Source organism: Burkholderia sp. RF7-non_BP4, from assembly GCF_001521935.1.
GTDB classification, from domain to species: domain Bacteria; phylum Pseudomonadota; class Gammaproteobacteria; order Burkholderiales; family Burkholderiaceae; genus Burkholderia; species Burkholderia diffusa.
In genome coordinates this window covers 25,557-40,250 of the sequence record NZ_LOTA01000094.1, presented here as the reverse complement: position 1 = coordinate 40,250, position 14,694 = coordinate 25,557, and the positions used below count along the sequence as shown (strand labels likewise).

Here is a 14,694-nt window from a genome sequence, read left to right as displayed (position 1 = left end):
TTGGGAGAATTGGATGAAAATCGCAAAAAACACCGTCGTGTCGGTCACTTACAAGCTGTCGGATGCGCAAGGCAATCTGATCGAGGAAAGCGACGAGCCGATGGTTTATCTGCACGGCGGCTATGATGGCACGTTCCCCAAGATCGAGGAACAGCTCGACGGCCAGGAGCCTGGTTACCAGGCGCAGATTCAGCTCGAGCCGCAGGACGCGTTCGGCGACTACGATCCCGAACTCGTGAAGATCGAGCCGCGCGATCGTTTTCCCGAGCCGATCGAAGTGGGCATGCAGTTCGAAGGCACGCCGGAAGACGGCGACGAGGAAGTGGATTCGCTGATCTACACGGTCACCGACATCGCCGAGGACAAGGTCGTGCTCGACGGCAACCATCCGCTCGCGGGCATGGCGCTGCGTTTCGCGCTGACGGTCAAGGACGTTCGCGAAGCGACCGAGGACGAGATCGAGCATGAGCACGCGCATGGCGCGGAAGGCCTCGAAATCGTCGACGAGGACGAAGACGAGGACGGCGAAGCGCCGTCAGGGCGTACCCTGCACTGAGCTGGCGGGCAGGCCCGGCGCCGGCCCTGAAGCAGGGGGCGGCGCGGGCCACGAAGCGCCGCCCGGAGTCGTGCCGTCGCCCTGCAGCGGCGGCGCGACCGACGACGAGTCGGGCAATGCCGGCAAGGCCGGGATTTCCGGCATCTGCGGCAGCGGGACCTCGTCGCGCGGCACGGCCGGCAGCGCGGGCGGAATCGGCAGATTCTTCGGGACGTCCTGGACGCTCACGTTGAAGATGGTCTGCCGCGCCGGCGACACGTTGACCTTCACCCACTGATTCGCCGGATGACGCGGTCCGATCGCGACACGCGTCACATTTCCCACCAGCACGCCGTCGTCCGCATGCAGCGGGCGATCGATCAGGAAGCCGTTCGCAAGCGGCTCGCCGCTCGCGTGCATCACCAGGATCGGGCCGCGGAATGTCGCTGCCGCCTTCACCAGCGTTCGTTTCAGTTCACGAAAGCCGTCGCGGACGCGCGGCCGGTTGAAACGCAACCACGCAAAGCGTTCGGCACGCTCATAGCGATCGAACTGCGGATCGCCTTCGAACATCACCACCATCGCGCGCGCTTCGCGCCGCTTCGCATATTCGGCCGCGTGGTCGATCCAGAAGCCATTCGCGATGATGCGGTCCTCGAATTCGCCGTTGCGCCCGCCGGCCGTCAGATAGTGATTGTTCGGCGCCGGTGCGTTCAGCGTGACGTAGACGACGTCGTCATGCAGCCAGCGCGCGTTTTCACGATAGGGCCGGAAGCGGGCGACTTCGCTTTCGCGCGTGATCTGCAGCGCGCCGGGGTCGGGCTGCGCCGCGTCGGCCAGCAGCGTCTGACGCAGGAAGTCCAGGCGTTCGACCGGGTCGTAGCTGCCGCCTGCCGCCGTGTTGCACGTCACCCAGTCGTCGTGACCGGGAATGAACACGAGCGGCACGCGCGATGCATCCAGGATCGCGCCGCGCTGCGTATACAGCGAATCGCGGCACGCTTCCTTCGCCCCCTTGATGTTGCCTGCATAGACGACGAAGGCCAGATTGCGTTCGCGCGCGATCGATTCGAATAGTCGCTGTGCGGCAGGTTCGTCGGCCGGTGCGTCGATGACGCCCGACACGACCGCGAACGAATAGGGGGCGGCGGCTCGTTTGGGCGGCGTGGCCAGCGCGCCGGCCTGCGCCAGCGCGAGCATCGCCGCGACCAGTGCAGCGGTGGCCCGGGCCGGCCAGCCCGACGGGGTGCGTTTATGCGTGCCCGTCGGCATCGTGCGAGCGGACGAGCGTGCGCAGTTCGTACAGCAGGTCGAGCGCGTCGCGCGGCTTGAGGTCGTCGGGATCGATGTCGCGCAGCCTTTCGAGTGCCGGATGCGAAGTGTCGGACGGCGCGGGCGCATCCGCGCATTCGAGTTCGTCGGCCGCGGCGGGCGGCGCGCTGAACAGGTCGAGCTGCGGCGTATGCTGCGTGGCCGACTGCTGTTCGAGATATGCGAGATGCTTGCGCGCGGCGCGGATCACCGGTGCCGGCACGCCCGCGAGTTGCGCAACCTGCAGCCCGTAGCTCTGGTTCGCCGGGCCTTCGTTGACCGCATGCAGGAATACGATGCCGTGACCGTGCTCGACGGCTGACAGATGGACATTGGCCGCTTGCGGGAATTCCGCGGGCAGTTGCGTCAACTCGAAGTAATGCGTCGCGAACAGCGTGTAGCAGCCGTTTTGCGCCAGCAGATGGCGCGCGATGGCCCATGCGAGAGCGAGGCCGTCGAACGTCGACGTGCCGCGGCCGATTTCGTCCATCAGCACGAGGCTCTGCGGTGTCGCGTCGTTCAGGATCGCAGCCGCTTCGGTCATCTCGACCATGAAGGTCGAGCGGCCGCCGGCGAGGTCGTCGGCCGCGCCGATCCGCGTGAAGATCCGGTCGATCGGGCCGAAGCAGGCCGACTTCGCCGGCACGTAGCTGCCGACGTACGCCATCAGCGCGATCAGCGCCGTCTGCCGCATGAAGGTCGACTTACCGCCCATGTTCGGGCCGGTGATCAGCAGCAGTTTGCGCTCGGCGCCGAATCGGCAGTCGTTCGCAATGAACTGCTCGACCTGCGCTTCGACGACGGGGTGACGCCCCTGTTCGATCTCGATGCCGATTTCGTCGGTGAAGGCGGGCGCAACCCAGTCGAGCGTGCGGGCGCGCTCGGCGAACGCGGCGAGCACGTCGAGCTCCGCGAGCGCCGACGCGACGCGCTGACACTCGGCAATGAACGGCAGCAGTGCCTGCAGCACGCCGTCGTACAGCGCGCGCTCGCGGGCCAGCGCGCGTTCCTGCGCGGACAGCGCCTTGTCCTCGAAAGTCTTCAGCTCGGGCGTGATGTAGCGCTCGGCGTTCTTCAGCGTCTGGCGGCGGCGATAGTCGTCCGGCACCTTGTCGGTCTGGCCGCGCGTGACCTCGATGTAGAAGCCGTGCACCTTGTTGTATTCGACGCGCAGGTTCGCGATGCCCGTGCGGGTACGCTCGCGCGCCTCGAGATCGATCAGGAACTGCCCGCAGTTCTCGGAGATGTCGCGCAGCTCGTCAAGCTCCGCATCGTAGCCGCGCGCGATCACGCCGCCGTCGCGCACCATCGCGGCAGGCTCGGGGGCGATCGCGCTCGTCAGCAGGTCGAGACATTCGGCGGGCGGCGCGAGCGCCGCATCGACGCGCGCGAGCGCATCCGCGTTCGCGACGATCGCGCTGATGCGTTCGCGCAGCGCGGGCAGCGCCGCGAACGTGTCGCGCAGGCTCGACAGATCGCGCGGGCGTGCGGACAGCAGCGCGAGACGCCCGGTGATCCGTTCGACGTCGGCGATCTGACGCAGGGCGGTTCGCAGCGCGTCGAGGCTCGCGTTCACGGGCGCCTCGAGCAGCGCGCCGATCGCTTGCTGGCGTGACTGCGCGGCGACGGACGCGCGCGGCGGGTGATGCAGCCAGTGGCGCAGCAGTCGGCTGCCCATCGTCGTGCAGCAGGTGTCGAGCAGCGAGTACAGCGTCGGCGATTCGGTGCCGCGCAGCGTTTCGGTCAGTTCGAGGTTGCGGCGCGTTGCCGGATCGAGCCCGATGTATTCGGTTTCGTTCTCGACCTTCAGACTGCGCACGTGACGCAGTTGCTGCCCCTGTGTGGCGGCCGCATACAGCAGCAGTGCACCGGCAGCGCCGCATGCGCTCGTCAGCGAATGCGCGCCGAAGCCGTCGAGGCCCGCGACGTCGAGCTGGTCGCACAGGCGCTGCGTGCCCGACGCGATATCGAAGTGCCATGCCGGCACGCGCTTGATCGCGCCGGCGCCGGCGGGCACGGCGTCGGTCGCGCCGTCCGCCGTGAGGATCTCGGCCGGCCGGATGCGTTCGAGCGCGGCACCGAGCTGCTCGGGTTCGATTTCGGCGAGCCTTAGCGCGCCGCTTGCGAGGTTCAGCCACGCGAGGCCGATGTTGACCGCCACGCCACGCTTGTTGTGCCCCGTGCACATCGCGAGCAGGTAGACGTCGTTCTTGTCGGACAGCAGCGCCGCGTCGGTCAGCGTGCCGGGCGTGACGACGCGCACGACCTTGCGTTCGACCGGCCCCTTCGACGTCGCGGGGTCGCCGATCTGCTCGCAGATCGCGACCGATTCGCCCATCTTCACGAGCTTCGCCAGATACTGTTCGACCGCGTGATGCGGGACGCCGGCCATCTTGATCGGCGTGCCGGCCGATGCGCCGCGTTGCGTCAGGGTCAGATCGAGCAGACGCGCCGCTTTCTCCGCATCCTCGAAGAACAGCTCGTAGAAGTCGCCCATCCGGTAAAAGACGAGCGTGTCGGGGTGATCGGCCTTGATGCGCAGGTACTGCTGCATCATCGGAGTGTGGCCTGCAAAGGCCTCGGGCGACAGCGTGGTCATAGATCCGGCATGAATTTGTTGCTTGAGTTGCCCCGAGTTTACCAGTGGCTTCGACGAATTCGGTCGAAGTTGGCCGATAGGCCAGCAGATCGCGCGATACGGCTCCGTGTCCGGCATCGATTCCTGGCCGCTCGGATGGTCCCAAGGGATGGCGCCGGTGTTTGTCTTGCCGGCATGACGCTGATGAATCAGCCAAGGCGGGCAGGCGGCCTGTCGGCCAACCGGATCTCGATAGGACTTGCAGCGTCGTGCTGAAACCCTCTCCGGGCACTCGTTCCAAGACGGCCGCGCTGTTGACCTGAATCAATCGGGGGCGATCGACTCCGCTTAAAGTGAATTCACGTCGGAATCGATGGACGCGCGGCAAGGGATACGACGTGCGGTCCGCTACTGACGGAGACGGCTCGGCAAATCGAGCTTCTGCAGAGAAAACGTCGTGAAAGAGGCATCATGAGATCCCCATCATTTGCCATGCTCGCCGCGTTATTCGCGGGGTACGCCGTGTCGATGACTGCCAATGCGCAGACGTTGGACAAAATCTCCCGGTCCAATCAAATCGTCGTTTCGTACAGGGAAGCCGCCGTGCCGTTCAGCTATCTGCTGACACCGCATAAAGCCGTCGGTTTTTCGATGGACGTAACGGAAGCAATCGTCGACGACGTTCGCAAGGCACTTCGCAGACCGGATCTGAAGGTCGCTTATGTGCCGGTCACCGGTCAAAATCGAATTCCGCTGCTCGTCAATGGCACCTACGATCTGGAGTGCGGGTCGACGACCAACACGTCGGCGCGTGGCAAGGACGTCGCGTTTTCGATCAATTACTTTTATGCCGGCACGCGGCTGATGGCCAAACGAGCGTCGGGCATTGGCGACTATGCCGACCTCGCGCATAAGGCCGTCGCGACAGTCGGCGGGAGTACGAACGAAAAAACGCTGCGGCGCCAGCTCGAAGCGCAGCACATCGATGCCGAAGTCGTGCTGACAAGGGACTACGCCGACGCACTAAAAATCGTCGCGGACGACAAAGCGGCAGCGCTCGCCCTCGATGACGTGCTGCTTTACGGGCTCAGGGCCAACGCGGACGACCCGAGTGCGTGGGCCGTGGCGGGAGACGCGCTGCAGGTGGAGCCGTACGCATGCATGGTGCGCAAAGACGATCCGGCGTTCAAGCGACTCGTCGACGGCACGCTCACTCGGCTCATGAAGAGCGGCGAATTCACTCGCCTGTACGCAAAGTGGTTTGAATCGCCGATTCCGCCACGCGGCGCGAATCTCGACATGCCGATGAGCGCGGCGCTAAAGGGAAATCTGGTCACGCGAAGCGATCGACCTGCACAGTGACGAGCCATCGGCCGGGCGCAGGTCTTGGCGTAGCGTCGTGCGCCAGGACTTGTCGAATCATGCCGGAGAACAAGGAAATACCTGCTTGCGAAAGCGGGGCGTCGCTCCTGCGATCCTCAAGCGTTGTCCGTGCGCCAACGACGCGGCGTCACGCCGGTGACGCGCGTGAATGTTCTCGTGAAGTGGCTCTGGTCGGCGAAGCCGCATGCGTCCGAGATCATTTGCAGGGGCATGGACGACGTGCGCATGTACATCATCGCTCGCTCGATACGCTGGTTGATCAGCCAGCGATGGGGCGGTAACCCGGTGGTCTGATGAAAGGCTTTGACGAAATGGCCGCGAGACAGGCCGCATGCTCTCGCCACGTCGGCAATCGAGATGTTCCCGGTAAGGTGTTCGAGAAGAAGTCCTTTCGCCATTCGCTCCTGCCACGCCGTGAGTTTGCAGGTCGACTTCTCCCGGCGCTCGCTGACGCCGCCATACAGGCGCGCGACATGCGCCTGGAAGGCGAGCGCGACATGGTCGATAAAGAGCTGAGACGCATGCTCGGGCCGCGCTAAAGCGGGGAGCAGAGCCTGGCCCAGGCGATGGATGATCGGATCCGTCGCACTCAAGTGCGGCGGCAAGTAAAGCTGTGGTCGCTGTCTGCCGCCGATTTCATCGACTGTCTCCTCCAGCGTTCGGCGAGGGAGGTGAAAATGGATGCAGTCGAACGCTCCCTTGAGATCGGAAACCCATCTGCGATCGAGGTCATGAATCGTGACGGTCCCCACGTCGTAGGGGACGAAACGCGCAACACGTCCGTCAAGCCACAATTCCTGTTCGCCGAACGCGCGCAATTGCAGCACGATGAGATCGGCGTCTTCGAGTTCATATGGCGCAGTTCGGCCAATATTTCTACGAGATGTCTTCAGTCGGCTGATGCCGACCTGGGAATGCGGCAAGGTTTGCGTGACCACGCTTTGCCTGAGGTCAGCCGGCATGAAATCAGATGACGCGTTGTCCGACTGTGCGGCGGCCATGGATGCGGGGAAACGTAGAGGGCTCGGCCGCGAAGTATACCAAAGCGAAATTTGGCCCGGCGCCGGTCGTGTCCGGCACATCGGCCTCTGAATGGCCGCGGCGCATCGCAAAGGTCGGCGACCGATATCCGAGACCGTCGGTCCGACGCGGCGATTCGAACTCGCCCCGGGCAGGCATTGAAAATGCCGGCTTCACTCGGCGCACGGACGTACGTGCGCCGAGTCCGTCCTGCAATATCAGGACGTGTGCGCCGACATCAGATCGAGCGCCACCGCCTGCGCGACTTCGATACCGTCGATCGCTGCCGAATAGATGCCGCCCGCATACCCGGCGCCTTCGCCGGCCGGATACAGCCCTTCGACGTTCACGCTCTGGTAATCGTCCTTGCGCCGGATCCGGATCGGGGACGACGTGCGCGTCTCCACGCCGGTGAGCACCGCGTCGTGCATCGCGAAGCCGGCGATCTTCTTGTCGATCTGCGGCAGCGCTTCACGAATGGCTTCGATCACGTAGTCGGGCAGCGCGGTGCTGAGATCGGTCGGGCGCACGCCCGGTTTGTACGACGGCACCACGGAGCCGAGCGACGTCGACGGCCGGCCCGCGATGAAATCGCCGACCAGCTGCCCGGGCGCGCTGTAATCGCCGCCGCCGAGCTCGAACGCGCGTTCTTCCCATTTGCGCTGGAACGCGATGCCCGCCAGCGGGCCGCCCGGATAGTCGTCCGGCGTGATGCCGACGACGATGCCCGCATTCGCGTTGCGCTCGGCGCGGGAATACTGGCTCATGCCGTTGGTGACCACGCGGCCCGGCTCGGAGGTCGCCGCGACCACCGTGCCGCCGGGGCACATGCAGAAGCTGTAGACCGCGCGGCCGTTGCTGCAGTGATGGACGACCTTGTAGTCGGCCGCGCCGAGTTGCTTGTGACCGGCGAACTTGCCGAAGCGGCTGCGATCGATCAGCCCCTGCGGATGTTCTATCCGGAAGCCCAGCGAGAACGGTTTCGCTTCGACATACACGCCGCGATCGTGCAGCATCTGGAACGTGTCGCGCGCGCTGTGGCCCACGGCCAGCACCACGTGATCGCACCGGAGCGTTTCGCCATTCGACAGCGTCAGCGAGCGCACCTTGCCCTGGTCGATTTCGATGTCCTCGACCCGGGTTTCGAAGCGCACTTCACCGCCCAGTTCGTGGATGGTCGCGCGCATCTTTTCCACCATGCTCACGAGGCGGAACGTGCCGATGTGCGGCCGGCTCAGGTACAGGATGTCTTCCGGTGCACCGGCCTTGACGAATTCGTCGAGCACCTTGCGGCCGTAGTGATGGGGATCCTTGATCTGGCTGTAAAGCTTGCCGTCGGAAAACGTCCCGGCGCCGCCTTCGCCGAACTGCACGTTGGACTCGGGATTGAGGACGCTCTTGCGCCACAGGCCGAAGGTGTCCTTGGTGCGCTCGCGCACGGCCTTGCCGCGCTCGAGGATGATGGGGCGGAAACCCATCTGCGCGAGGATCAGGCCGGCAAACAGGCCGCACGGCCCCATGCCGATGACGACCGGGCGCAGGAAGTCGGCGTGCTCGGGCGCCTTCGTGACGAAGTGGTACGCCATGTCGGGCGTCACGCCGCAATGCGGCGTGCCGGCGAGTCGCGGAAGCACGGCCGCTTCGTCCTTGACTTCGACGTCGACGATATACGTGAGCTTGATGTCGGCGCGCTTGCGCGCATCGTGCGCACGGCGGAACACCGTGTAACGGAGGAGCCCGTCTGCCGGCACGCCAAGCTCCGCGAGGCGCGCGCGGATCGCGGCTTCGAGGGCGCTCTCGGGGTGGTCGAGCGGGAGTTTAAGTTCGCTTAGCCGTAACATGAGTATTCGGATACGGTCGCCACGAAGTCGTGGCGGTGTTGAGACGGGCGGGGCGGCGCGCTGGCGGCAGGGGTGCTGCGTCAGCCGCGCCGCGCGGGCGCGCCGCGCGGGCGCGGCCCGGATTTACTCCGCTGCCGGATGCACGCGGCTGTAGCGGTTCAGGATCGGGATCATCTGCGCGTAGATCTTCGGGTTCGCCGCGACGATCTCATGACGATGCAGGAAGTCGGCGTCGCCCGTGTAGTTGCCGACGAGGCCGCCGGCTTCGGTGATCAGCAGGCTGCCCGCCGCCATGTCCCACACGTTGATGCCCTGCTCGAAGAACGCGTCGAGACGGCCGGCCGCGACGTTCGCGAGATCGAGCGCGGCCGCGCCCGGACGGCGCAGCCCCGTGCAGGCTTGCGTCATTTCGGTGAACAGGCGCGCATATGCGTCGAGGCCGTCCTTCTCGCGGAACGGGAAGCCGGTGCCGACCAGCGCGTCCGCCAGTCGGTCGCGACGGCCGACGCGGATGCGGCGGTCGTTCAGGTACGCGCCGCGGCCGCGGGTGGCCGTGAACAGGTCGTTCTTGTTCGGATCGTAGACGACGGCCTGCGTGACGACACCCTTGTGCTCGAGCGCGATCGACACGCAGTAGTACGGGAAGCCGTGGATGAAGTTGGTCGTGCCGTCGAGCGGATCGATGATCCACTTGAATTCGGATTCGTTCTCGGATTCGCCCGATTCTTCCGCGAGGATCGCGTGGTCGGGGTAGGCGGTCTTCAGCGTCTCGATGATCGCCTCTTCGGCGGCCTTGTCCACTTCGGTGACGAAGTCGTTCTGCTGTTTCCTGCGGATCTCGATCAGGTCGAGGTCGAGCGAGGCACGGTTGATGATCTGTCCGGCGCGGCGCGCAGCCTTGACAGCGATGTTGAGCATGGGATGCATGAGCCTGGATCCTGTAGCCGGCGGCATGGGCCGCCACGAAGTGGAACACACCGCCCGGAACGGCGCAAACGTGTCGGGCGAGATGAGACGCGAATTGACAAAGAGCAGGGTACGACCCGTGTCGCACGGAATGCGACACGTAAACGCATGATTTTACCCGATTTTCGAGAGTTTCAGGTGGCCGGAATGCGGGGAAACCCCACTGGCCGTCCGGACGAGTGGGTTTGCCGGGGCGATGGCGATACCATACTGCCATTCTGATGAACCGAGTCGTATGTAGTGGAAACCCCGCAGAACCCCGCCGCGCCGTCCGAATCGGGCGCGGCCTCGTCCCCGCCGCCGTCCGGCGGCTTCACGTCCACCCGCTTCGTGCTCGTCGAGCCGAGCCATCCCGGCAATGTCGGGGCGGCCGCCCGCGCGCTGAAGACGATGGGTTTCTCCAGGCTCGTACTGGTCGCGCCGCGCGTGCCGCACGTGCAGAGCGACCCCGAGGCGATCGCGATGGCGAGCGGCGCGGATGACGTCCTCGCGTCCGCGCATGTCGTGCCCACGCTCGGCGACGCGCTGTCCGGCGTCCAGTGGTCGATCGCGCTGACTGCCCGCGCGCGCGAATACGGGCCGCCGCGCCTTGCGCCGCGCGCGGCCGCCGAACAGGCGCGCGCGCAGGTCGGCACCGGCGACATCGCGCTCGTGTTCGGCAACGAGCGCACGGGCCTCGCGAACGAGCACGTCGAGCAGTGCAGCGCGCTCGCGCACATCCCGGCGAATCCGGCTTACAGTTCGCTGAACCTCGCGCAGGCCGTGCAGGTGCTCGCGTATGAACTGCGCGTCGCGCTCCTGGAGCAGGGGAGCGGGCCGTCGCATCAAGCGCAGGCCGAAGCCGGCACGCTCGCGCAGAGCGACGAGATCGAGCGGATGTACGCGCACCTCGAGAACGCGCTGATCGCGCTCGATTTTCTCGATCCGCGCAACCCGAAGAAGCTGATGCCGCGGCTGCGGCGCCTGTTCGCACGCACCGGCCTCGAGCGCGAGGAAGTCAACATCTTGCGCGGCATCGCAAAGCACATCCTGCTGAAATCCGGCACGCCCGACGGCGACGCGTAAGCGGCCCGGCACGCCGGCTGCCGGGCGCTCGCGCGCTGCACGGCTGCGTCTCCGCCCGCGAACGCCGCATTGCATCGTCCGCTCGATGTCGGTGACCTGATGCGCGCCGATCCAACGGAAGGCTGCGTCGATCCGTCGCGACGGGCGGTCCGCACGAATACCCGTGCCGCCGGCGGGGTGAACGCGCGACGCCGTGCGGCCGCGCGCGAGTGGCCCTACAATCGCCGGACGTCATAAGCAAATTACCCGGTGCGATAACGGCCGGCCTTTGCCGGCGGGGCACGCCGGCCTTTTCCCCAGCCCAGACCAGATCATGTTCACTAGACTGCGCGAAGACGTTGCGACGATTCGCGAGCGGGATCCCGCCGCTCGCAGTGCCTGGGAAGTGCTGACCTGTTATCCGGGGCTGCACGCGCTCGTGCTGCATCGCTTCGCGCATGCGTGCTGGCGCGCGAAGCGCTACTGGCTCGCACGCTTCGCGTCGCAGGCCGGGCGCTTCCTGACGGGTATCGAGATTCACCCGGGCGCGACGATCGGCCGGCGCGTGTTCATCGATCACGGGATGGGTGTCGTGATCGGCGAAACCGCGATCGTCGGCGACGACTGCACGATCTATCAGGGCGTGACGCTCGGCGGCACGTCGCTCACGCGCGGCGCGAAGCGCCATCCGACGCTCGAGGCCGGCGTGATCGTCGGCGCGGGCGCGAAGGTGCTCGGCGGTTTCACGGTCGGCGCGGGTGCGAAGATCGGTTCCAACGCGGTTGTCGTGAAGCCGGTGCCTGCAGGCGGCACCGCGGTCGGCAATCCGGCGCGCATCGTGATGCCGGCGCAATCGAAGCCGCAGCCCGAGCGCGCCGCGTTCTGCGCGTACGGGATCACGCCGAACGCGGACGACCCGATGTCGCTCGCGATTCACGGCCTGATCGACCACGCGGCGAAGGAAAGCCGGCGCGTGGACGAGATCGTCGCGGCGCTCGAGCAACTCGGCACGCATCTGGAAACGCTGCAGGGCGCGGACGCGGCGCGTCTCGACCTGCGCAGGCTGTCGGCGGTGCTGGAAGGCAAGGCGCTCGAGCGCCAGTCGTAACGCGGCGCATGCCGGCGGCCGCCGGCAGCGCCGATCGCGTCAGTCGAGCGGCATCGCGTGGATGCCTTCGGCGTCGACGCGCAGATAGCCGCCGCGCGGCATGCCGTGGTCGAGATCCCAGTCGGGCAATACCCAGCGAATCCCGCCCGGTTCGGCGTGGCTTGCGGGACGATGCGTGTGGCCGTGAATGATCACGCTCGCGCGGCTCTTCCGGAACAGCGCGGCGATGCCTTCGCGCGTGACGTCGTAGAGCGGCGAGGCGGGGCGCATCCGGCCCGCTTCGCTGTTCGAGCGCATCCGTTGCGCGAGCGCGCGGCGCCAGCGGAACGGCCACGCGAGAAACAGCGCCTGCGCGACGCCATTGCGGGCAAACCGCCGAAATATCTGGTAGCCGCGATCGGCCGTGCATTGCGCGTCGCCGTGGGCGAGCACGATGCGCTGGCCGAACGACGTGATCAGCGCCGGATCGGGCAGCAGCATCGCGCCGGCCGCCTTCATGAAGCGCCGGCCGAGCAGGAAATCGCGATTGCCGTGCATCACGTAGAGCGCGATCCCGCGTTCCGAGAACGTATGCATCAGCGCGGCCATGCGCGCCGCGAACGGATCGTGGTCGAGCACGTCGTCGCCGATCCAGTATTCGAACAGGTCGCCGAGGATGAACACCGAGTCGGCGCTGTCGGCCGTGTATTTCACGAAATGCTCGAACGCGGCGACCGTCTTCGGAATCGCCTCGCTCAGGTGCAGATCGGAGAGAAACAGGAACGGGCGTGCGGCTTGCGCGTATTCGCGCTCGCCCGGCACGCCCGCGGAGACGCTTCGCGGCGGACTCTCCTGCAACATCGAAGTGCCTCCGTAACGGACTATGCGTCAGACCACCACGGCCTTTTCGATCACGACGTCGTCGGTCGGGACGTCCTGGTGGAAGCCCGCGTTGCCCGTCTTGACGCCCTTGATCTTGTCGACCACGTCCTGGCCTTCGACGACCTTGCCGAACACGGCGTAACCCCAGCCCTGCGGCGTCGGCGACGAGTGGTTCAGGAAGTCGTTGTCGTTCACGTTGATGAAGAACTGGGCGGTCGCCGAGTGCGGATCGTTCGTGCGCGCCATCGCGATCGTGTAGTTGTCGTTCTTCAGGCCGTTGTTCGCTTCGTTGTCGATCGGCGCGTCGGTCGGCTTCTGCTTCAGGCCCGGCTCGAAGCCGCCGCCTTGAATCATGAAGCCGTTGATCACGCGGTGGAACACCGTGCCGTCATAGTGACCCTTCTTCACGTAGTTGAGGAAGTTCTCGACCGTCTTCGGTGCCTTGGCGGCGTCCAGCTCGAGCTTGATCACGCCGTGGTTCGTGTGCAGTTCAACCATGATGAATTCCTTCGGTAAGGCGGTTTAAATGGCACGCGGCCGGTCGTGCGACGCGGCCGCGTGTGGCGCCGGACGTGCCGGCAGGTGCTTATTTCGAGACGATGCTGGCCGATTCGATCAGGACCGGCTGGGCCGGCACGTCCTGCATCGGGCCGCGCGAGGTCGTCGCCACGCCTTCGATCTTCTTCACGACGTCGAGGCCCGACACGACCTTGCCGAACACCGCATAGCCGTTGCCGTCCGGGTTCGGGTAGTCGAGGCCGCTGTTGTCGACCGTGTTGATGAAGAACTGCGCGGTGGCCGAATTCGGATCGCTGGTACGCGCCATCGCGATCGTGCCCGTCAGGTTCTTCAGACCATTGCGGCTTTCCAGCGGGATCGGCGCGCGGGTCGGCTTCTCCTCGAAGTTGGTCTTGTAGCCGCCGCCCTGGATCATGAAGCCCTTGATCACGCGATGGAAGATCGTGCCGTTGTACTGGCCGGCCTTCACGTAATCGAGGAAGTTGGCGACCGTCTTCGGCGCCTTCTCCGGATAGAGCTCGACGCGGATGTCGCCCTGCGAGGTCTTCAGCTGCACGACGGGGTGCGCGGTGGCCGATTGCGCGAACGCGGGCGCGGTCGCGAGAAGGGCGGCGCCGCCAAGCGCCAGCAACAGACGTTTCATTGCGATCCTCAGATTGGGAGGGAAGAAAGGTTGCGCCGCTTACTGCGACGGCGCGACGTACGGCGCTGTCAGCGCGCCGGACGGACCGTTGAACTGGAACGTCGGCGACATCGGCAGCGTGGTGGTGCTCACGTTCGCGGCGGCGCGATCGGTGTACGCGCGCGTCGCAGGCGTGACGGCGCGTGCGTTCGCCGCAGCCTTCGGCGGCGACACGATCTTCTGCAGGTCGGCGAGGCGCTGGGCGGTCGCGCCGCTCGTGCGGCCGAGCGATTGCGCGCGCTTGTACGATTCGGCCGCGAGGCGCAGATAAAGGTCGCCGAGGTTCTCGTACGCGAGCGAGTAGCTCGGGTTCGATTGCGTCGCGGTGACGAGCGCGCTGCGCGCCTCGTCGTAGCGGCCGTGCTTCGCGTAGAGCGCCGCGAGGTTGTTGTACGGTTCGGGCAGTTCGGGGTAGGCCTGCGTGATCGCGACGAACTGCTGGATCGCGTCGTCGTCGCGGTTCAGGCGGGCGAGCACGGTGCCGCGCTTGAACTGCGCCTGCACGTCGTGCGGATTCGACGCGATGCGCGCGTCGAGTTGCGCGAGCGCCTGTTTCCACTGCTTGCCGGCGATCGACCCGTCGATTTCGGGCGTGCCGTCGGCGGTGGCCGGGGCCTTTTGCGCGTATGCCGCGGGAGCCGCGAAAAGCGTCAGTGCGACGCCCATGACGGCGGTCGCAACGAGGGTCGCAGCGCTCGGCGCGCGGCCGCGATGAGGTTTCATAGGCGTAAATCGGAATGTTATACTCCGACCCATTCTAACAAAACGTCTGCGCGTTCCGGCGAGCCGCAGATAGTCTTTCTTTGCCTCTCGTGGCCGTCACCGCTGTGCTTGCAGCCTGACCGC

General features: G+C 66.1%; 13 protein-coding genes. 4 read left to right on the top strand and 9 right to left on the bottom strand.

Annotated features, from left to right (window positions below):
* The first annotated feature begins 13 nt into the window (after window positions 1-13).
* Window positions 14-556, top strand: coding sequence for an FKBP-type peptidyl-prolyl cis-trans isomerase (locus WS49_RS29580; protein WP_059535798.1), 543 nt, complete (start codon window positions 14-16; stop codon window positions 554-556).
* On the opposite strand, the gene WS49_RS29575 is transcribed toward WS49_RS29580, so the two are convergent.
* The gene (locus tag WS49_RS29575; protein WP_059535796.1) at window positions 536-1,807 is read right to left on the bottom strand and encodes a hypothetical protein; all 1,272 of its coding nucleotides are present in this window, start codon (window positions 1,805-1,807) and stop codon (window positions 536-538) included. The two genes, WS49_RS29580 and WS49_RS29575, sit on opposite strands and share 21 nt — an antisense overlap.
* Window positions 1,788-4,445 (bottom strand): DNA mismatch repair protein MutS, encoded by a 2,658-nt coding sequence (gene mutS, locus WS49_RS29570; protein ID WP_059535793.1) that lies wholly within the window; start codon window positions 4,443-4,445, stop codon window positions 1,788-1,790. Before mutS ends, WS49_RS29575 begins: the two co-directional genes overlap by 20 nt.
* A gap of 450 nt (window positions 4,446-4,895) precedes the next feature.
* Here mutS and WS49_RS29565 point away from each other — a divergent pair, with 450 nt between their 5' ends.
* The gene (locus WS49_RS29565) at window positions 4,896-5,786 is read left to right on the top strand and encodes an amino acid ABC transporter substrate-binding protein (RefSeq protein ID WP_059535791.1); all 891 of its coding nucleotides are present in this window, start codon (window positions 4,896-4,898) and stop codon (window positions 5,784-5,786) included.
* Between the two features lie 116 nt (window positions 5,787-5,902).
* Here WS49_RS29565 and WS49_RS29560 read toward each other — a convergent pair whose 3' ends face one another.
* From WS49_RS29560 to WS49_RS29550, 3 genes are all read right to left on the bottom strand, one after another.
* Window positions 5,903-6,808 carry a helix-turn-helix transcriptional regulator gene (locus WS49_RS29560; RefSeq protein ID WP_059535788.1) on the bottom strand — a complete coding sequence of 302 codons (906 nt, stop codon included), beginning with the start codon at window positions 6,806-6,808 and terminating at the stop codon, window positions 5,903-5,905.
* 237 nt (window positions 6,809-7,045) lie between these two features.
* Window positions 7,046-8,668 (bottom strand): NAD(P)/FAD-dependent oxidoreductase, encoded by a 1,623-nt coding sequence (locus WS49_RS29555; protein ID WP_059535785.1) that lies wholly within the window; start codon window positions 8,666-8,668, stop codon window positions 7,046-7,048.
* Between the two features lie 123 nt (window positions 8,669-8,791).
* The gene (locus WS49_RS29550) at window positions 8,792-9,595 is read right to left on the bottom strand and encodes an inositol monophosphatase family protein (RefSeq protein WP_059535783.1); all 804 of its coding nucleotides are present in this window, start codon (window positions 9,593-9,595) and stop codon (window positions 8,792-8,794) included.
* A 279-nt stretch (window positions 9,596-9,874) separates the two neighbouring features.
* Between WS49_RS29550 and WS49_RS29545 the strand changes: the two genes are divergently transcribed.
* Both WS49_RS29545 and cysE read left to right on the top strand, forming a co-directional pair.
* Complete coding sequence (locus tag WS49_RS29545; RefSeq protein WP_059535781.1) at window positions 9,875-10,699, top strand: RNA methyltransferase; 825 nt, start codon at window positions 9,875-9,877, stop codon at window positions 10,697-10,699.
* A gap of 313 nt (window positions 10,700-11,012) precedes the next feature.
* Window positions 11,013-11,786, top strand: coding sequence for a serine O-acetyltransferase (cysE, locus tag WS49_RS29540; RefSeq protein WP_059535780.1), 774 nt, complete (start codon window positions 11,013-11,015; stop codon window positions 11,784-11,786).
* A 39-nt stretch (window positions 11,787-11,825) separates the two neighbouring features.
* Here the strand turns inward: cysE and WS49_RS29535 are convergent, their stop codons facing one another.
* From WS49_RS29535 to WS49_RS29520, 4 genes are all read right to left on the bottom strand, one after another.
* Window positions 11,826-12,626, bottom strand: coding sequence for a UDP-2,3-diacylglucosamine diphosphatase (locus WS49_RS29535; RefSeq protein WP_059535778.1), 801 nt, complete (start codon window positions 12,624-12,626; stop codon window positions 11,826-11,828).
* Between the two features lie 27 nt (window positions 12,627-12,653).
* Window positions 12,654-13,145: a peptidylprolyl isomerase gene (locus WS49_RS29530; RefSeq protein WP_006483987.1), complete on the bottom strand. Its 492-nt coding sequence runs from the start codon at window positions 13,143-13,145 to the stop codon at window positions 12,654-12,656.
* An 88-nt stretch (window positions 13,146-13,233) separates the two neighbouring features.
* Window positions 13,234-13,809, bottom strand: a complete 576-nt coding sequence (locus WS49_RS29525) for a peptidylprolyl isomerase (protein WP_012364186.1) — start codon at window positions 13,807-13,809, stop codon at window positions 13,234-13,236.
* Window positions 13,810-13,848: 39 nt separating this feature from the next.
* On the bottom strand, window positions 13,849-14,571 hold the full coding sequence (locus WS49_RS29520; protein WP_059535775.1) for a tetratricopeptide repeat protein: 723 nt from the start codon (window positions 14,569-14,571) through the stop codon (window positions 13,849-13,851).
* Window positions 14,572-14,694 lie beyond the last annotated feature (123 nt).